Below are 17790 nucleotides of genomic sequence, written 5' to 3' on the forward strand. Positions count from 1 at the left end.
ACGCGCGGTTTTGTGGGAGCGGGCTTGCCCGCGAAGCCCCTGCCAGCGAGGGTTATCGCGCGCTTGGGCAGCTTCTGTAGGAGCCGCCTTGGCGGCGAAGCTTTTGCCCGGAGGTAAGTTCCAGCGTGGGCGGGGGCTTCGCCTGCGAGCAGGCTCCCACAGTGTGTATCACGCAGTCGGGGTGTATTTTTATCAGGGGTTGCTTATGCTTCGCGGGCCGTGACGGATCGCGGTGGCCCTCGGGTTGTGCGCTTGATGTACTGTATCCGGGTGGTTTTGGTGGACATCGAACTCGGGCGGCCAATGCGTAAAGGGTGTTGCAGCTCATGCTGAGCCGGAGCCTGGAAAGGCTGCTCAATCTGCCGCGCTCGCGGAAGCGCTGGCTGATGGTGCTGGCGGATGTCGTGATGCTGCCGCTGGCGCTGTGGTCCGGCTTCGCCATCCGCCTGGCGGAGCCGTTCCCGCCGATCATGCTGGAGACCTGGTGGCTGTTCCCGCTGGTGGTGCTGGTGGGCATCCCGGTATTCGCACGATTGGGTCTTTACCGGGCTGTTATCCGATTCATGGGATCGCGGACGATCTGGGCGGTAGGATCCGGCGTAGCCGTGCTCGCGCTCGTGCTCTGGGCTGCAGTGGCAATCGGTCGCGTAGACAGCTTTCCGCGTTCGGTCCCGATCAACTTCGCGATCGTGGCCTTCCTATACGTCGGTGGCAGCCGGTTCCTGGTGCGCACCTGGTATCGCTCCATCATCGAGGCGGCCGCGGGTGCCGAGCCGGTGATCGTGTTCGGGGCCGGCGAGGCCGGTGTGCAGTTGCTGTCCGGGCTCAAGGCCGGGGGGCGCTTCCGTGTGGTCGCGTTCGTGGACGAGGACCGCAGCCTGCAGGGCAGCTCGATCGACGGGATTCCGGTTCATAAGCCGGCCCAGCTCGCGCGCCTGATCGATCGCTTTCGGGTCGGACGCGTGCTGCTGGCCATCCCGTCTGCCACGCGCCATGAGCGCCGCCGCATCCTCGAGCAGCTGGAACCGCTGCCGGTGTACGTGCAGACCGTGCCGTCGATGGAGGCGGTGGTCTCCGGACACGCGAGCCTCGAGCAGCTGGAGGACGTCGACATCGCCGATCTGCTGGGCCGCGATCCGGTTCCGCCGGATCCGGAGCTGCTCACTCGCAGCGTGCGCGGCCGGGTGGTGATGGTGACGGGGGCGGGCGGCTCCATCGGGTCGGAGCTTTGCCGGCGCATTATCCGCCTGGAGCCGGCCGCGCTGATCCTGTTCGAGCGCAACGAGTTCGCGCTCTACAGCATCGAGCGCGAGATGCAGGAGGTTGCGGCACAGCTGGAACAGTACCCGGCGATCCACGCCGTCCTGGGCTCCGTGGCCAATGCGCGGCGCGTGGCCGCGGTGCTGGAAGAACACGGCGTGCAGACGCTCTATCACGCGGCGGCCTACAAGCACGTGCCGATCGTCGAGTCCAACCTGATCGAGGGCGTGCGCAACAACGTCTTTGGCACCGCCGTTCTGGCGGAAGCCGCGCTGAACGCGGGTGTGGAACGCTTCATCCTGATCTCCACCGACAAGGCCGTGCGTCCCACCAACGTGATGGGGGCCACCAAGCGCCTGGCCGAGATGGTCCTGCAGGATCGCGCCCGCGAGCGGCGCGGTACGATCTTCAGCATGGTGCGCTTTGGCAATGTGCTGGGATCGTCCGGTTCCGTGGTGCCGTTGTTCCACCAGCAGATCCGCGATGGCGGGCCGGTCACGGTGACCCACCCGGAGATCACGCGCTATTTCATGTCGATCCCCGAGGCGGCCGAGCTGGTCATCCAGGCCGGTGCCATGGCGGAAGGTGGCGAGGTCTACGTGCTGGATATGGGCGAGCCGATCAGGATCATCGACCTCGCGCGGCGCATGATCCGCCTGCACGGGCGCCAGGTGAAGGAAGACGGCATGCTCGAGGACGGGGTCGAGGTCGTCTTCACCGGCCTGCGCCCGGGCGAGAAGCTCTACGAGGAACTGCTGATTGGCGACAACGTCGAGCCCACCGCGCATGCCCGGATCATGCGCGCACGCGAGGACTGCGTCGCGCCACAGGATCTGCAGGCGGCCCTGAGCCAGCTGGACCAGGCCGACCGCGAGATGGATACCGAGCGCGCCTGCCACACGATCCGCGCAGTGGTGCACGAATACGCCCCAGCCGACCACCCGCCGCAAGAACGGTTCGCGGGGTAAGGGCAGCGTTAGCCTTTCGTGCCTCCGATCGCATCATTGTTCATGGCGCCCCAGTATCCTCGGTCTCTGAATAATCGCGGTCGGTGGGCCAGCCCCCCGTAGGAGCCCGCTCGCAGGCGAAGCCCCTGCCAAACCCGGAACCTGGCAGGGGCTTCGCCGCCAAGGCGGCTCCTACGGGTTCGGGGCGACCGCAAACGCGGACACACAGATCAAGACAGAAAGGAAGCAAGGGATGAAAATCGCAGTCGCCGGAACCGGGTACGTCGGACTTTCCAACGCCGTCCTGCTCGCGCAGCACCACGAGGTGGTCGCGCTGGACGTGGTGCCGGAGAAGGTCGAACAGATCAACCGCCGGCAGTCGCCAATCATCGACGCCGAGATCCAGGACTTCCTCGAGAACCGCGCGCTGAACCTCAAGGCGACGCTGGACAAGCAGGAGGCCTACGCAGGCGCGGACTTCATCATCATCGCCACGCCTACGGACTACGACCCGCAGACCAACTACTTCAATACCAGCACCGTCGAATCCGTCATCCGAGACGTGCTGGCGATCAACCCGCACGCCACGATGGTCATCAAGTCTACCGTGCCGGTGGGCTACACGCGCGAGATCCGCGCGCAGATGGAGAACGACAACATTTTGTTCTCGCCGGAGTTCCTGCGCGAGGGCCGGGCACTGTACGACAACCTGCACCCTTCCCGCATCATCGTCGGCGAGCGGTCCGACCGGGCCCAGGCATTCGCCAACCTCCTGGCGGAAGGCGCGGTCGACGACGCTATCCCCATGGTCTTCACCGACTCCACCGAGGCCGAGGCGATCAAGCTGTTCGCCAACACCTATCTGGCCATGCGTGTCGCGTATTTCAACGAGCTGGATAGCTACGCCGAGGCCAACGGTCTGGACACCCGCCAGATCATCGATGGCGTTTGTCTGGACCCGCGCATAGGAAGCCACTACAACAACCCGTCGTTCGGGTTTGGCGGCTACTGCCTGCCGAAGGATACAAAGCAGCTTCTGGCCAACTACGACGAGGTGCCCAACAACATCATCAAGGCCATTGTGGACGCCAACCGGACGCGCAAGGACTTCATCGCGGATGCGATCATCAAGCGCCAGCCCCGGGTGGTCGGGGTCTACCGTCTGGTGATGAAGAGCGGCTCCGACAACTTCCGTGCCTCGGCCGTCCAGGGCGTGATGAAGCGCATCAAGGCCAAGGGTATCGAGGTCGTCGTCTACGAGCCGGAACTCCCGGACGACGACTTCTACCGCTCCCGCGTCATCCGCGACCTCGACGAGTTCAAACGCATCAGCGACGTCATCGTCGCCAACCGCATCACCGATGACATCCGCGACCACACCGACAAGATCTACACGCGCGACCTTTTCAACAGCGATTGAACGAAAGGTGCGTTTCGAAATAGCGGAGCGATTTCGTGGTGGTCAAGTGATCTCGGACATATTGACAGGCGTTTCGGCAGTCCATTCTGCTCGTGGGTGTCGGGCGGCAGCAAGTTCAGGGTCAAATGCCTGCGGAGCAGAACAAGGTGGGTGTCGTGGGCCTGCATTGGAGGGATCCCACCTGCCGGCTCGTGGTGACCCCAAGGGCTGCGGTGTGTAGTTCACGACCGACTCGCGGAGAAGTGCCATCCTTTCCGCGTCCGAGGTGTACTTGGAACCCTCGGACGTTTCCGCGATGCCGGACCGAATCGGTTTGAGGTCGACATATGTCATGGCGGTCAAGACGGCTTGTTGATCGAACAGGGCTTGGCTCTTGAAGCGGTCTTCCGAAAAACGTCCTGTCACCCCGTCCTCGGCGTTGGCTTGCCGTGCGATCGACTCGTTCAGTACGCGCATGAACCACGAAAGATCAGCCAGACGCGAGCGATATGTCTCCGCCCAGGCGTCCACGAGCTCGAGTTCCGCTTGACCGAGCCGTTCCGCATCCGCCAGATACCGCTGCACCAGGGTCGGTCCGGCAAAGAGTTGAGTCCATCGACTCAGGACTTCGTCCCGCCCCAGGCCCTGGGCCCGCGTGTCGTCCACCCGGACGACGATGTGAAAGTGGTTGCTCATCACCGCGTAGGCCGCGATGTCGATGGCGAATACCGAAGCGAGTTGCTTGATGCGGTCGGCGATCCAGCCTCGCCGGTGTTCGAAGGAGCGGCCGGTGTGCGCATCGTGGCCGCACAGAAAGGCGCGCCGCACGCAGCGCGAGACCACGTGGTACCAGGGCGTATCGTCCAGAGAGACGAGGGTCGAGCGGGGTTGGGTCATGATGGACTCCTTCCGTGGAGTAGGCCTGCCTGAACGCATGTCCGTTGCGCTCCTGCCGATAGCATAGCCATTGTCCTGAAGGTTTTCAGGAGCACGGCAAGCAATCTGGGTGTGCCTGCGGTTCCGGTATGCCCTCGCAGGGACCGGCCGAGGAAGTTGGGCGGCCGAGGAAAGTGGGTGTCCCAGAAGGCCCGTTCCAGAAGGCCCGGCTCCAGAAGGCCCGGCCCCTGCCGCAGAGCCGAGCACTAACGATTATTAGAAGTCGGGCTATGGTCCTTGAGCCAGTCTTTCAAAGCCGAGTCCATTCGCGTCTGCCAACCCTTTCCGGTGGCGCGGAATGCTTCCACGACATCTGGCGACAGACGGATCGTGATGCGCTCTTTAGTCACAGGCAGAGGTGGGCGACCGACGCGTCGCAGGGCTTTCGTCTCGTCTTCGGAAGGCTCCCGGGTCTCTGAATCGGCATCGATTCCGGCCTGAATGGACGATTCCTCGTCGGAGTCGTTCAAGATGACCCGACGACCGCTGCGTAGCGTTAGTGATTTCGACATAACGCGCAATCTCCCGGTTGTTGGCTTTGCGCAGGCTGATGATTCTCCGCACGGACGATCGACCGGTGAATACGACGCAATACAAGCGGTTGCCCATCAATGCATATCCGAGCATTCGGCACTCGCCGTAGCTCCTCCGACGGTCTTCCATGGCCAGGAGCGTATCCCATTCGAGGCTCAGGGCATCGCCAAGTGAGACCCTGTGTTTCGCGAGGTTCGCAGCGTCCTTGTCTGCGTCAAACTCGATCTCCACTGATTTATTGTATGCACAAGAATCGGTGCGCGCAATCGGGAGAGCCGGATCCACTCGGAAGGGAACGGAATTCGTGTCTCCTGGCGGTCGGTCCTGGACACGCCACGGCGGCGACCCAGGTGAATCCTGGTCGATTTGGGGGGGGTGAGGGAGTGCGGGATGTAGCAGCGGAGTCTGAGCCAGGCGGCTTCGGCGAATGCGGCTTATGACAAAGTGGGTGTCCTAGAGAATTGGGTGTCCTAGAGAATTGCTTTAACGAAAAAGCCCCGGCACGATGGCCGGGGCTCCAGTACTAGGTGGGCGTCCTTACCCGTTGGTACTTCCTTACCCGTTGTTACGTGGGGGGCTTACCCTACACCCGCGACACGTTACGGACGGCATGCCGATGGCAAGTACTTGTCTTCGAGGCCAGCGCAAGTCCAACCTGAAATTTGAGCCGGGTTGCCAGCAGCGTTGTTTTCCACGTCTGGGGTAAGCGTCATGGTTTCACCGCTGTGGACACCAGAGGTGAAGTCAACGGAGATGACGCCAGCGGCGAGATCAACGTCGCCGGCAGCGAAGTAGTTGCCCGCCAGCGCAGCCGCAGCATTATCGATGTCGGCATCGTCTGGAAGTGCAGCCTCTTCAGACACGTAAACAGCGACTTCAGAGCGGATGCCTGCCGTTGCGCTCAAGCCCTCAGAAGCCTGCGCCCGCGCGGTGTAATCCTGATAAGCAGGCAACGCAATCGCCGCCAGAATCCCGATGATCGCCACAACGATCATCAGTTCGATAAGCGTAAAGCCCTGCTGGGCGGTTTTCTTCTGCATGTTCGTACTCCCTTGATGTGATGAAAGCTGGGCCGGAGGCCCGGCCACCCCGTGGGCAGCTGTCTGAGTAGAAGCAATGGGTGTGCCAGGAACATCAGAACCCGGATAAACGGCGCTGTGTGGCCATTCGGTTTTGGGTTTGGGTCATGACATACGGCGGTCCAGATGTGTCACGTGACAAAAATGGTCACCCCAAGTGACGCGGGTGGTCAGTTTCTTTGGGGGTTTTGTCACTGGAGGCGACCCCGGCTCTTCGCAGCGCGGTGGCCGGTGGGCCGGGGGTGCGACGGGGTGGATTACGCGCTGGCGGGGGCTTCGCCGCCAAGGCGGCTCCTACAGCGTGGGCAACGCTCTGCCCGACAAGAGGATTTGGTGCGGGTGCGGTTCAGCGCTGGGTGAGGAGATCGGCGGGGCGGAGGATGCGGATGCCGTGGAAGGGATCGAGCTCGAGCAGGTCGCCGTCTCCGGTAACGATGGCATGGGCCTCGCCGTGGACGGCGACTTCGAGGAACTTGTCGTCTTTCGGGTCACGACAGGCCGTGATCGGGGTGGTGATCGTAACGAACCGTGCAATGCCACCCAGCAGGCGGATGAACTGCTGTCGCTCCGCCTGGCTGATGTAGGGATCGAATTTGGGGCGCGAGAGAACCTGGACGAGCTCGTCGAGGGTGGCCTCCGAGACCAGGAGGATGCCCCGGTCGAGTGCGTGGTCAACGGCCCGGGCCGCGGGGCCGGATGGAACCAGGAGGCGACTGACGAGCAGGTTGGTGTCCAGTACCCATCGGCCCTGCCGCTTGGACTCAGTCATCCGCGAGCAGTTGGTCGAGCTTTTCCTGGGTCAGGCCGGCTGCTTCGGCCTTGCCGCCGATCTGGTCGCAGAACCGGCGGAACTCATTCACGTTCAGGTGGACCAGGCGCTCGTATTCTTCGGGCGAAAGGACCACGGCCACATCGCGTTTCTGGCGCTGGATGATGACGGGCTCCTTGCGCGCGGATTCGATGACGGCTGCCAGGCCCTGCTTGGCTTCGCTTGCGCTGACGGTACGCATGTCGGTTCCCTTCTGTCTATTAGGTACAGATTGTACAAAATAGCTAGGGGTGGCGCTATCGCCGGCGTATCGGGTTCAGGCGGTCGGCTCGTGGATTGGACCGGTGATGTTTGCCAAGGGGGCTGTTGCCGATTTCGTCGTTGTTCCGGGTGGTCCTCGGTGGTCGTCCGGGATGTGGTGGGTTTCGCTCATCGGTGGAGATCCCGGCTCTTCGGGTTACTGGGCGCGGGTCTACGAGAAGCGCTCCGGGATCTCAGGCCGATTGCTTCGTCGCTCTGCTCCTCGCAATGACGGGTTTCTTTTGGCAGGGGTTTCGCGGGCAAGCCCGCTCCCACGAAGGACGCTGCCAGAAGGGGGGCGCCCGCGGGGAGGGTGGTGTTTCGGTGCCGGCCTGGCGTTGGCAGGGGCTTCGCGTGCGAGCACGCTCCTACAGGGAGGACGGGGGCTGCGGAGCTAGAGGCCGAGGATGGCGACGGCGGTGGCGAAGTAGATGGTGATGCCGACGACGTCGACGACGGAGGTGATCAGCGGGGCGCTGGCGACGGCCGGGTCGACGCCGAAGCGGGTGAGGGTGAAGGGGAGTAGCAGGCCGAACATGGAGCCGAACAGGACGACCAGGAACATGCCCAGCGCGATGGCGTTGGCGACCTCGAGGCTGCCGAGCCAGTTGCCGGAGAGCCAGATGGCGCCGGCGAGGGTGGCACCCAGGGCGGAGGAGACGAGGATTTCCTTGCCGCCCAGGCGCCACCAGTCCTGGAGCTTGATGTCGTTGGTGGCGAGTGAGCGCACCACGAGCGTGGAGGCCTGGGCGCCGGCGTTGCCCCCGGTGGCGATTACCATGGGCAGGAAGAAGATCAGCGCGACGACGGTTTCGATGGCGGCCTCGAAGTGGGCGATGGCCATGCCGGAGAGGATGTTCACGGCAACGAGGATCACCAGCCAGCCGATGCGCTTGCGGTAGAGGAGCTGCATGCTGGCGTCGCGCAGAGAGAGCACGACGTCGCCGACCGCGGCCATGCGGTGGAAGTCCTCGGTGGTCTCCGCGCGCAGCACGTCCATTACGTCGTCGACGGTGATGATGCCGAGCAGGTGTCCGTCGTCGTCCACGACCGGGAGCACGTCCAGGTCGTAGTGGGAGATGCGGTGGGCGGCCTCTTCGCGGTCTTCCTCCGCCGCGATGCTGACGACATCCGTGTGCATGCGTTCGCGCACGCTGGTGGAGGGGCGCGAAAGCAGCAGTTCCTTCAGGCGCACCCAACCGAGCAGTTCGCCGTTGGGTGTGATCACGAAGATGGTGTTGACGGTCTCGGCCAGATCGCTGTGTTCCCGCAGGTGATCCATGGCCTCGGCCACGGACCAGTCCGGCTGGACGGTGGCGAACTCGGGCGTCATCAGGCGCCCGGCGCTCTCCTCCGGGTAGCCGAGCAGGGTCTCCAGGGCCTCCTGGTCGTCGTCCGGGAGGGTCTCGAGCAGGGATTCGGCCTGGTCGTCCTCCAGGCCGTCGATGACGGAGACCGCGTCGTCGTAGGACAGCGCGGCGACCAGGCGGCTGGCGTGCTCGTCGTCCAGTGCCTGGAACACCCGGGACTGGTGGTCCGGTTCCAGGTGGGCGTAGATATCCGCCGTGCACTCGACGTCCAGGCGCTGGAAGAAGGTCTCCATCTGCTCGGCCGGCAGGGCCTCAAGCGCGTCGGAGAGGTCCGGCGCGGCGTAGGAGCCGCAGATCGCCTGCAGGACGTCCGCCTCCGGTTCGTCCAGGGCGTCGGCGATCACCTGCGGCAGGGTCTCGAGATCGGGTTCGGTGGCGCTCATGCGCGAGGTCTCTTACGGAGTCGCCAGGCCGAGCAGGGCTACGGCCAGCGAGAAGTAGATCAGGATACCGCCGATGTCGGCGAGCGAGGTGACCAGCGGGACGCTGGCCGTGGCCGGATCGAGGCGGAGCTTGTTCAGGACCACCGGCAGGAGCATGCCGAGGATGCTGGCCACGGTGACGATGACGGTCATGGCCAGGGCGACCAGCAGTGCGATCTCCGGACCGCCGCGCCACAGGCCGACCAGCGAGACCGCCACGCCCATGCTGACGCCCAGGGTCACGGAGACGCCCATCTCCTTGGCCCACAGCTTGAGCCAGTCGCGGGCGGTGACCTCGCCAGTGGCCATGGCACGCACCATCAGCGTGGAGCTTTGCGCGCCTGCGTTACCACCGGAGGCGATCAGCAGCGGGAGGAAGAACACGAGTACCACCACCGCTTCGATGATCTCTTCGTACTGGGAGATCATCATGGCGCCGATGGTATTGAAGGCCACCAGGCCCAGCAGCCAGCCGATCCGCTTGCGATAGAGCAGGAACGGGCTCGCCTCCTGCGGCGACAGGGGCAGGGTGCCCACCGAGCCCAGCTTGTGGAAGTCCTCGGTGGATTCGGCCTCGATCAGGTCCATTACGTCGTCCACCGTGACCACGCCCAGCAGCTCGCCGGTCTCGCCGACGACGGGAAGGGTCTCCAGGTCGTAGTGCTGGATGCGGCGGGCGGCCTCCACCGCGTCCTCGGACACGGCGATGGTGATCGGCTCGCCCTCGCCCAGCAGGTCGCGCACCGGGCTGTCGGCACCGGCGCGCAGGAAGTGGCGGATGGGCACGGCGGCCAGGAGGACGCGGTCCTGGTCGACCACGAAGATCACGTTGTTGGAGTGCTCGTCGGCGTTGCGGCGGATGAACGCCAGGGCGCGCTTGAGGGTCCAGTCGGGGTCCACCGCGACCACGTCCGGCGACATCACGCGGCCGACCGAGTCTTCCGGGTAGTTGAGCTGCTTGAGCGCCCGGCGGATGGCGCGGAACGGCAGCAGGCGCAGGTAGCCGCGCAGGGTGTCCGGGTCCAGGGTCTGCAGCAGGGCGGTGAGGTCGTCCGCCTCCATCTCGGAGAGGATGAAGCGGGCATCCTCGCGCGGGGAGGCCTCCAGCAGGCGGATCTGGTGCGCGGTGTCGAGGTAGGCGAAGACATCCGCCTTGCGCCCGGGCGGGAGCAGGTTGAACACGGCGCAGAGGTCGTCATCGCCCAGCTCCATCAGCGCGTGGGCGATATCCTGCACGCGCATGTAGTCGAGCAACTCGTGGAGCCCGTCGCGGTCGTCCAGACGCAACAACTCCTTCAGCTCGATGATGGACTGTTCGAGGTGAAGCTCCATGCCCTTCTCCCGGCGGCATCGGGGCGCTCGGACTGGACTGTGCTCGGGCACAGACCGGCGAGGCGCCGCACGGATGCGGTGGATGGTCCAGGTTCGGGTCGGGCTGGGCCCGGCCGCTCCCGGCTCTTTGATCAAAGAGGCCTGACGGAAGCGACCGGTCGGGGAACGGGCGCTTGCCGCTAGGCGCGGATAGATCGACTTCGTGATCGACGTTTCAAGGCGTGTTCCCGCGTGTGGAGATGCTGCTTATTCTAACGGATGACGGGCCTCAATCAACCGCTTGTGCGGGGTTTTGAAACATTCATCTACTCTTCATGGTCTGCAGGGGGGCAGAGGGTGTGGGGTGTTCAATGAGGATTGTTCGCCTGCGAGCAGGCTCCTACGGGGGGCTTCCCCTGCCGGGTAGGAGCCTGCTCGCAGGCGAAGATTCGTGTGATTGAGAAGGTGTGCGATGGAGCAACAAGGCTCGGTAGAAGGCGCGGTGCTGTCGCTGACCGATGTGGCGTTTGCCTACCCCGGCGAGGGGGAGGTGCTGCATGGGGTGGATTTCGCGCTTCGCGCCGGGGAGCGGGTGGCGATCGTCGGCGAAAGCGGCAGCGGCAAGTCCACCCTGCTGCATCTCGCGGCCGGGCTGGAGGCGGCGGCGCGCGGCCAGGTGTACCTGACGGGGCAGGCGCTGGCGGGGCTGGACGAGGCGGCGCGCACGCGCCTGCGGCGGGGCCGCGTGGGGATCGTGTTCCAGTCGTTTCACCTGATTCCGACGCTGACCGTGCTGGAGAATGTGATGCTGCCACTGGAGCTGGCGACAGACTTGTCTGCCGGCGAACGCCGCGAGCGCGCCGCGGTGCAGCTGGAGGCGGTGGGGCTGGGTGACAAGAGCGGGCGGTATCCGGAGACCCTGTCCGGGGGCGAGCAACAACGCGTCGCGATCGCGCGGGCGCTGGTGCACGAACCCGCGCTGATCCTGGCGGACGAGCCCACCGGCAACCTCGACTCGCGCACTGGCGAGACGGTGTTTGCCCTGTTGCTGGAGCAGGTTCGGGCCACCGGTTGTTCGTTGCTGCTGGTGACCCACAGTCATGAGCTGGCGGGTCGGCTGGACCGGATCCTGACCATGCGCGACGGGCTCCTGCAGTCGGCCGGTTCCACGGAAGCCGCTCCCGCATGAGCCTTCTGGTCCTGCGAGCCTGGCTGCGCGACTGGCGCCGGCGGCCGCTACAGCGGTTGCTGACGCTGGTGGGGGTGATCATTGGCGTGGCCGTGGTGCTCGCGGTGGACCTGGCGAACCAGTCGGCCCAGCGGGCGTTTGACCGCTCGATGGACGAGGTTGCAGGCGCTGCGACGCACCAGGTACTCGGGCCGGCCAGCGGGTTCGACGAGGCCTTCTACCGCGAGCTTCGTGTGGCCGGATGGCGTGATACCGCTCCGATCGTGGAGGGGCCGGCCCGTCTGCCGGACGGCAGCACGATCTATGTGCTGGGTGTCGATCCTCTGGCCGAGGGGCCGTTTCGCGGCGCGGCTTCCGACATCGGGGATGCCCCGGTGCAGCGGCTGGTGACCGAGCCGGGGACGATTCTGCCGCCGGTGGGCTGGTTCCGCGATTCGGGCCGGGCTCACGAGTCGCGTGTGACGCTGGAGGCGGCGGGGGGTGCGCGCGAGGTGACGGTCATTGATCGCGCGGCCGAGCGCGACCAGGCGGACGCCGCGACCGATGAGGGTGGTGGCTCGCTGTGGGTGACGGATATCGCCACGGCGCAGGGGCTGCTCGACCGGCTGGGGCGTCTGGACCGGATCGATGTGCGGCTGACGGATGCCGAGGTCGATGTGCTGGCCGAGGCTCTGCCCGCCGAACTGGAGCTGGTGCCGGTAGAGAGCCGTGGGCAGGCCGCGCGCGAGCTGGCCCAGGCATTTCGCACCAACCTGACGGCGATGAGCCTGCTGGCACTGCTGATCGCGGCGTTCTTGATCTACAACACGCAGACCTTTGCCGTGCTCCGGCGCCGCGAGGTGATCGCGAGTCTGCGCCTGGTCGGTGTGGGCCGGCGGGCGATCTTCGGCGTGGTGTTGCTGGAGGCGTTGCTGGTCGGCGTGATCGGGACGCTGCTGGGCGCGCTACTGGGCATTGCGCTGGCGCAGGTGCTGGTCGCGCAGGTGGCGCAGACCGTCACGGATCACTTCTTCGCGGTGGCGGTTACCGGGGTGACGCCACGCCCGTTGGCCCTGGGGGCGGTATTCCTGCTGGGAGTGGGGCTCTCGCTGTTGGCGGCGCTGGCCCCTGCCTGGGAGGCAGCGCGTGCGGGCGGCACGGGGCGCGGGGGTCTGGAGGGCCTCGCCCGTCGCTGGGCGGCATGGCTGGCTGTGCTGTCCATCGCGCTGCTGCTCGCGGGGGGGGGGTTGATCGTCACTGGCGCGGGAGCGCTGGTGGGCGGCTTCGTGGCGTTGTTCCTGTTGATTGCCGGAGTGGTGTTGCTGCTGCCCTGGGTACTGGTGTGGACGCTGCGCGGGCTGGCGGCGCTGGTTCGCGGGGTGACCCTGCCGCGCATTGCGGTGCGCAGCCTGGAGCGCAGCCTGTCGCGCAGCGCGCCTGCTACGTCGGCGCTGACCCTGGCGCTGGCGGCAGCGATCGGCGTGGCGGTGATGGTCGGCAGCTTTCGCGGCAGCGTGGAGCAGTGGCTGGGCCAGGCGCTGACGTCGGATCTTTACGTGGTGCCCGCGGCGCCGGCTTCGGCGCGCGGTGGTGCGCGTCTGCCCGAGGACTGGATGGCCGACCTGGTGGCGCGCTCGGGGGCCGTGTCGGTCAGTACCGGGTCCAGTCAGGAGGTCGTCAGCGAGCGCGGCCTGGTGGATCTCTTTGTGGTGCGACCGCATGCCGACTGGCTGGATTATCTGCCGCTTTTGGAGAGCACGGTGGCGCGCGAAGCGCTGGGGGAGCGGCTCGCGACGGAGGATGCGGTGCTGGTGACCGAGCCGTTTGCGGCGCACCACGACGTTCGGCCGGGGGATCGGCTGTCGCTGGCGGTGCCCGGCGGCCAGCGCCCCTTCGAAGTCCTCGGGATCTACCGTGATTACGGCAATCCGAGCGGTACTGTGCTGATGACCCAGGCGGCCTTTGTCCGGGCGGGCATGCCACCCGACGGAGTGGGGTCGTTCGGGCTGCGGCTGCCGGCGGGAGTGGATGTGGAAGCGGTCGTGGAACGGCTGGAGGCCTGGCTGGCAGAGCAGGACCGCCCAGCCCTGGTGACGCGCCCGGGCGATATCGAGCAGGAGTCGATGGCGATCTTCGACCGGACGTTTGCCATTACCCATTTGCTGCGGGTGATCACGCTGGTGGTGGCCTTCATCGCGATCCTGGGCGCGCTCATGGCATTGCAGATGGAGCGGGCGCGCGAGTTCGCCACGCTGCGCAGCCTCGGGCTGTTGCCCGGGGGCGTGCGTAGTCTTGTCGTGCTGCAGGGCGGGGTACTCGGCACGTTTGCCGCGCTGGCGGCGATCCCGCTGGGGCTGGGCATGGGCTGGCTGCTGATCGAGGTGATCAACCGCGAGGCCTTCGGCTGGGGGATGGACCTGCGTCTGCCCTGGGACGAGGTGGTCGAGACCGTGCTGCTGGGGATCGGAGCGGCATTGCTGGCCTCGGCCATCCCGGCGTGGCGGATGGCGCGCATGCGGCTGGTGCCGGCCCTTAGAGAGGTGCCGTGATGGACTGGATGAGGCGTTGGTTGGGACATGTGGGAGCGGGCTTGCCCGCGAATGGGGTTTGGCAGGGTCCAGCGCGGGCAGGGGCTTCGCCTGCAAGCAGGCTCCCACTGGGGCTGCGCCTGCGGGTGGTTATGGTGCTGATGATGGTGGGGGTGTTGGGCGCCTGCGGGGGTGTGGATCCGCCCGAGGCCGATGCTCCGGGGGTGACCGGATTGCGGGTGGGCGAGGCCCTGGGCGGGGAGGAGACGGACGGGTTCCGGCGTGCGGATGCGCCGCGGGTGTTCGAGTTTCCGCGTGATCACGGGCCACACCCGGGGTTTCGCAACGAGTGGTGGTATGTGACCGGCAATCTCGACGGGCCGGAGGGCGAGCGGCTGGGCTTTCACATCACCTTCTTCCGCGTCGGGCTGGCGCCGGAGCTGGCGGGGGATGCGCGCTGGCACGACTCGGCCTGGGCCAGCCCGGATATCTGGATGGCGCATACGGCGGTGATCGACCGCGAGGCCGGGCACCATGCCTCCGAGGAGCGCTTCGTGCGCGACGGGGCGGGGCTGGCGGGGGCGTCCGATCCGGTCGGACGGGTTTGGGCCGAGGACTGGCAGCTCGCGGATCTGGACCAGGACCGCTGGACGCTCGACTTCAGCGTGGACGACTACCGGCTGGCGCTGGAACTGGAGCCCCGGCGTGGCCCGGTGCTCCAGGGCGAGGCGGGGCTCAGCCAGAAGGGCCCGGAGCCGGGCAATGCCTCCTACTACTACTCCATGCCACGCATCGCGGTGCGCGGGGAGGTCGAGCGCGCGGAGCGCGGGCCCCTGGCGGTGACCGGTCAGGCGTGGATGGACCGCGAGTGGAGCACCAGTGCGCTGTCCGAGGATCAGGTGGGCTGGGACTGGTTCGCGCTGCAGTTCGACGACGGGCTGGACGTCATGTACTACCAGCTGCGCAAGGAGGACGGGGAGCCGCATCCGCTGTCCAAGGGCAGCTGGATGCCGGCGGATGGCGACGACCGGCTGCTGGAGCCCGACCAGGTCGAACTGAAGCCCCGGCGCTGGGCCACGCAGCCCTCCGGTAACCGCTATCCGGTGGAGTGGGCTATGCGCATCGCGCCGCAGGATGGCGCGGCGTCACGCGAATTCACCGTGCGCGCCATCCGCGACGAACAGGAGATGGATACCGTGATCCGCTACTGGGAGGGCGCCGTGGATATCCTCGATCCGGACGGAGAGGCGATCGGGCGAGGCTTTGTGGAGCTGACGGGGTACGAGGACGATTAAGGCGTTTTCACCACAGAGGGCACGGAGAACAGCCAGGTCAAAAGCGAAAAGCTTTCACAGGAAGATTGGAAGATCGGAAGGTTTTTTGGGTCCGGCAGTGCTGCGTCGGAGGCAGGATCAGCCCTCGCGCGCTGGGGGCGCCCGGGCGCCCCACAACAACCCTTCCTACCTTCCAATCTTCCTGTTAAATCGCTTTTGACCTGGCTGTTCTCCGTGTTCTCTGTGCCCTCTGTGGTGCAACAGGGCTGCCTGCAGGAGAGGGGTGGCGCGAGCCACCCCGGGGGGTTACCAGTCCATCGCCTCGTGCGGGATGTCGAGGTCGAAGTCGTCCTGAAGATGGGCGCGCAGGGCGCGTTCCTCCATCAGGCGTTCCAGGGTGCGGCGGGCGGCGTGACGCGCCGGGCCGCGGTCGTTCACGAGCTGAGTGTCGAACAGGCTGGCGATCTCGTCGGCGCCATCGGCCGCATCATCGATCGTCGGGTCCATTGTCGGGTCTCCTGACAAGCCGGCCGGGCCACCCCGGACTGCGGTATCAGAAAAGCCTTATATATCGTTTCGGCCGGCCCGCAAGCAGAAAATTCTTATTGTTCCTCGTTTTCCCTTATGGAGTACGCGATCCGAACTCGAGCGGGCGCTGCTGGTCCATGGTGCACGAGTGGCGGCGTTTCCCGTCGCCGCCGAACAGTTGCGAGGGCAGGCCATGCTGATCCGCACCCGACGTCGTTCCGAGTGTTCCCGTAGCGAAATTACGCCGCCGGAGATCTACGCGCGGCGGCGCGATTTCCTGCGAAAGGGAATCGGGCTGGGCGCCGGTCTGGCGCTCGGTGGGTTGGGCGCGGCGCTGCCGGCATCCGCCGCTCTGCGGGGGTATCCGCTGGAATTCGAATCCAGCGATTTCTCCACCGACGAGTCGAAGACCTCGTACGACGAGATCACCAGTTACAACAACTTCTTCGAGATGGGCCCGGGGAAGGGGGATCCGAAGACCTACGCCGATCAGCTGAAGACCGATCCCTGGACGATCACGGTGGACGGGCTGTGCGACAACCCGGGTGAGTACGCGGTGGAGGACTTCATCAGCCCCTGGTCGCTGGAGGAGCGCATCTATCGCATGCGCTGTGTGGAAGGCTGGTCGATGGTGATCCCCTGGATCGGCTTCGAGTTGAACCGCATCATCGAGCAGGCGCAGCCGCGCGGGGGTGCGCGCTACGTGGCGTTCGAGAGTATTCACGACCCCGAAAACCTGCGGGGGCAGCGGCCCCGGCGCCGGGCCAGTTCCGGTGGGCTGCAGTGGCCCTATACCGAGGGCCTGCGCCTGGACGAGGCGATGCACCCGCTGACCATCCTCGCTGTGGGTCTGTACGACGAGGTGCTGCCCAACCAGAACGGGGCGCCGATCCGGCTGGTGGTACCGTGGAAGTACGGCTTCAAGAGCATCAAGTCCATTCAGCACATCCGCTTCGTCGAGGACCAGCCACCGACCCTGTGGAACCAGGCGCAGCCTGACGAGTACGGCTTTTACAGCAACGTGAATCCGGACGTGGATCATCCGCGCTGGTCGCAGCGCACCGAGCGCCGCATCGGCGAGTTCCGGCGCCGGCGCACGGAGATGTTCAACGGTTACGGGGACGAGGTGGCGTCGCTGTACGAGGGCATGGACCTGCGCGAGCACTTCTGACGGGATGGGGGCATGACCGCCACAACCCGTCGAGCCCGGTCCCGTCCGCCCACCGGGGTGTGGTGGGCCGTCCTGCTGGTGGCGCTTCTGCCGGCGATGTGGATCGGCTTGCGTACGCTTGGCTGGTTCGGCGGGTTGGGTGTGAACCCGATCGAGAAGCTGCTGGAGCTATCCGGCACGCACGCGATGATCGCGCTGCTGGTGGCGCTGGCGGTGACCCCGCTGCGGCAGATGACCGGGCTGGCGTGGCTCGCCCGGTTGCGGCGGATGCTGGGGCTGGTCGCGTTCGGTTACGTGACCGCGCACGCCCTGATCTGGCTTGGGGTGGATCTGTTCTTCGACTGGGAACTGGTGCTCTACGACCTGACCGAGCGCCCGTTCGTGATGGTCGGCTTCGCCGCCTGGGTGATCCTGCTGGCGCTGGCGGTCACCTCCACCGATGGTGCCCAGCGCTGGCTCAAGAAAGGGTGGGTCTGGCTGCACCGCGGGGTGTACGTGGCCGGCGTACTGGCTATCCTGCATTTCCTGTGGCTCGCGCGGGCTGACTACGCCGAGGTGGCCCTGTACGCGGCCATCCTGGCCTTCCTGCTCGGCTGGCGCGCCGTCTACCGCTGGCAGACCCGCCGGCGTCTCCATGCCCGCCGCCGCGCGCCCGCCTGAAGGTTCAGGTCAAGGGCGTTTCACAGGAAGATGGGAAGACAGGAAGGTTTTGATTGTGGGGGCCGAGATTTCGCCCACCGCGCGATGCTAGCCGCCGCGCCGGGGATGCCACCTCACCAATAACCCTTCCTAAC

General features: G+C 66.1%; 14 protein-coding genes and 2 pseudogenes. 7 read left to right on the forward strand and 9 right to left on the reverse strand.

Annotated features, from left to right (window positions below; genetic code table 11):
* The first annotated feature begins 326 nt into the window (after window positions 1-326).
* Window positions 327-2228: a nucleoside-diphosphate sugar epimerase/dehydratase gene (locus D106_RS0101105; RefSeq protein ID WP_018878930.1), complete on the forward strand. Its 1902-nt coding sequence runs from the start codon at window positions 327-329 to the stop codon at window positions 2226-2228.
* Between the two features lie 232 nt (window positions 2229-2460).
* Window positions 2461-3627, forward strand: coding sequence for a nucleotide sugar dehydrogenase (locus D106_RS0101110; RefSeq protein WP_018878931.1), 1167 nt, complete (start codon window positions 2461-2463; stop codon window positions 3625-3627).
* A gap of 189 nt (window positions 3628-3816) precedes the next feature.
* On the opposite strand, the pseudogene D106_RS14160 reads toward D106_RS0101110, so the two are convergent.
* The 8 genes and pseudogenes from D106_RS14160 to mgtE (D106_RS0101140) form a co-directional block, all read right to left on the reverse strand.
* A pseudogene (locus D106_RS14160) lies at window positions 3817-4503 on the reverse strand (hypothetical protein); the annotation flags it as partial.
* Window positions 4504-4748: 245 nt separating this feature from the next.
* Window positions 4749-5015 (reverse strand): BrnA antitoxin family protein, encoded by a 267-nt coding sequence (locus D106_RS14485; RefSeq protein WP_231372845.1) that lies wholly within the window; start codon window positions 5013-5015, stop codon window positions 4749-4751.
* Window positions 5016-5031: 16 nt separating this feature from the next.
* A pseudogene (locus tag D106_RS14490) lies at window positions 5032-5307 on the reverse strand (BrnT family toxin); the annotation flags it as partial.
* Between the two features lie 368 nt (window positions 5308-5675).
* A complete protein-coding gene (locus tag D106_RS0101120) occupies window positions 5676-6116 on the reverse strand; it encodes a pilin (protein ID WP_018878933.1) in 441 nt (146 codons plus the stop codon).
* A 385-nt stretch (window positions 6117-6501) separates the two neighbouring features.
* Entirely contained in the window at window positions 6502-6924 is a 423-nt protein-coding gene (locus D106_RS0101125; protein ID WP_018878934.1) for a putative toxin-antitoxin system toxin component, PIN family, read from the reverse strand.
* Window positions 6917-7165 (reverse strand): type II toxin-antitoxin system Phd/YefM family antitoxin, encoded by a 249-nt coding sequence (locus tag D106_RS0101130; RefSeq protein ID WP_017926719.1) that lies wholly within the window; start codon window positions 7163-7165, stop codon window positions 6917-6919. Before D106_RS0101130 ends, D106_RS0101125 begins: the two co-directional genes overlap by 8 nt.
* 453 nt (window positions 7166-7618) lie before the next feature.
* A complete protein-coding gene (gene mgtE / locus D106_RS0101135; protein ID WP_018876860.1) occupies window positions 7619-8977 on the reverse strand; it encodes a magnesium transporter in 1359 nt (452 codons plus the stop codon).
* 12 nt (window positions 8978-8989) lie between these two features.
* Window positions 8990-10348 (reverse strand): magnesium transporter, encoded by a 1359-nt coding sequence (gene mgtE, locus D106_RS0101140; protein WP_018878935.1) that lies wholly within the window; start codon window positions 10346-10348, stop codon window positions 8990-8992.
* A 451-nt stretch (window positions 10349-10799) separates the two neighbouring features.
* On the opposite strand from mgtE (D106_RS0101140), the gene D106_RS0101145 reads away from it, so the two are divergent.
* From D106_RS0101145 to D106_RS0101155, 3 genes are all read left to right on the forward strand, one after another.
* Window positions 10800-11516 (forward strand): ABC transporter ATP-binding protein, encoded by a 717-nt coding sequence (locus tag D106_RS0101145; RefSeq protein ID WP_018877863.1) that lies wholly within the window; start codon window positions 10800-10802, stop codon window positions 11514-11516.
* On the forward strand, window positions 11513-14044 hold the full coding sequence (locus D106_RS0101150; protein ID WP_018877862.1) for an ABC transporter permease: 2532 nt from the start codon (window positions 11513-11515) through the stop codon (window positions 14042-14044). Before D106_RS0101145 ends, D106_RS0101150 begins: the two co-directional genes overlap by 4 nt.
* Before the next feature lie 131 nt (window positions 14045-14175).
* Complete coding sequence (locus D106_RS0101155) at window positions 14176-15318, forward strand: lipocalin-like domain-containing protein (protein ID WP_018878936.1); 1143 nt, start codon at window positions 14176-14178, stop codon at window positions 15316-15318.
* A gap of 285 nt (window positions 15319-15603) precedes the next feature.
* Here the strand turns inward: D106_RS0101155 and D106_RS0101160 are convergent, their stop codons facing one another.
* A complete protein-coding gene (locus tag D106_RS0101160; RefSeq protein ID WP_018867271.1) occupies window positions 15604-15804 on the reverse strand; it encodes a PA3496 family putative envelope integrity protein in 201 nt (66 codons plus the stop codon).
* Window positions 15805-16018: 214 nt separating this feature from the next.
* On the opposite strand from D106_RS0101160, the gene msrP reads away from it, so the two are divergent.
* Both msrP and D106_RS0101170 read left to right on the forward strand, forming a co-directional pair.
* Window positions 16019-16996, forward strand: a complete 978-nt coding sequence (msrP, locus tag D106_RS0101165) for a protein-methionine-sulfoxide reductase catalytic subunit MsrP (protein ID WP_026280528.1) — start codon at window positions 16019-16021, stop codon at window positions 16994-16996.
* 12 nt (window positions 16997-17008) lie between these two features.
* Window positions 17009-17656 carry a sulfite oxidase heme-binding subunit YedZ gene (locus D106_RS0101170; RefSeq protein WP_026280529.1) on the forward strand — a complete coding sequence of 216 codons (648 nt, stop codon included), beginning with the start codon at window positions 17009-17011 and terminating at the stop codon, window positions 17654-17656.
* Window positions 17657-17790: the final 134 nt, after the last annotated feature.

This window comes from Thioalkalivibrio sp. ALE9, assembly GCF_000377445.1.
Taxonomy (GTDB): domain Bacteria; phylum Pseudomonadota; class Gammaproteobacteria; order Ectothiorhodospirales; family Ectothiorhodospiraceae; genus Thioalkalivibrio.

Bases quoted from the DNA above. Each gene is read 5' to 3' on its own strand.
- mgtE (WP_018876860.1), bottom strand. From the start codon at position 8,977: ATGAGCGCCACCGAACCCGATCTCGAGACCCTGCCGCAGGTGATCGCC.
- msrP (WP_026280528.1), top strand. From the start codon at position 16,019: ATGCTGATCCGCACCCGACGTCGTTCCGAGTGTTCCCGTAGCGAAATT.
- mgtE (WP_018878935.1), bottom strand. From the start codon at position 10,348: ATGGAGCTTCACCTCGAACAGTCCATCATCGAGCTGAAGGAGTTGTTG.
- D106_RS0101120 (WP_018878933.1), bottom strand. From the start codon at position 6,116: ATGCAGAAGAAAACCGCCCAGCAGGGCTTTACGCTTATCGAACTGATG.
- D106_RS0101110 (WP_018878931.1), top strand. From the start codon at position 2,461: ATGAAAATCGCAGTCGCCGGAACCGGGTACGTCGGACTTTCCAACGCC.
- D106_RS0101145 (WP_018877863.1), top strand. From the start codon at position 10,800: ATGGAGCAACAAGGCTCGGTAGAAGGCGCGGTGCTGTCGCTGACCGAT.
- D106_RS0101160 (WP_018867271.1), bottom strand. From the start codon at position 15,804: ATGGACCCGACGATCGATGATGCGGCCGATGGCGCCGACGAGATCGCC.
- D106_RS0101150 (WP_018877862.1), top strand. From the start codon at position 11,513: ATGAGCCTTCTGGTCCTGCGAGCCTGGCTGCGCGACTGGCGCCGGCGG.
- D106_RS0101155 (WP_018878936.1), top strand. From the start codon at position 14,176: ATGGTGCTGATGATGGTGGGGGTGTTGGGCGCCTGCGGGGGTGTGGAT.
- D106_RS0101130 (WP_017926719.1), bottom strand. From the start codon at position 7,165: ATGCGTACCGTCAGCGCAAGCGAAGCCAAGCAGGGCCTGGCAGCCGTC.
- D106_RS0101170 (WP_026280529.1), top strand. From the start codon at position 17,009: ATGACCGCCACAACCCGTCGAGCCCGGTCCCGTCCGCCCACCGGGGTG.
- D106_RS0101125 (WP_018878934.1), bottom strand. From the start codon at position 6,924: ATGACTGAGTCCAAGCGGCAGGGCCGATGGGTACTGGACACCAACCTG.
- D106_RS0101105 (WP_018878930.1), top strand. From the start codon at position 327: ATGCTGAGCCGGAGCCTGGAAAGGCTGCTCAATCTGCCGCGCTCGCGG.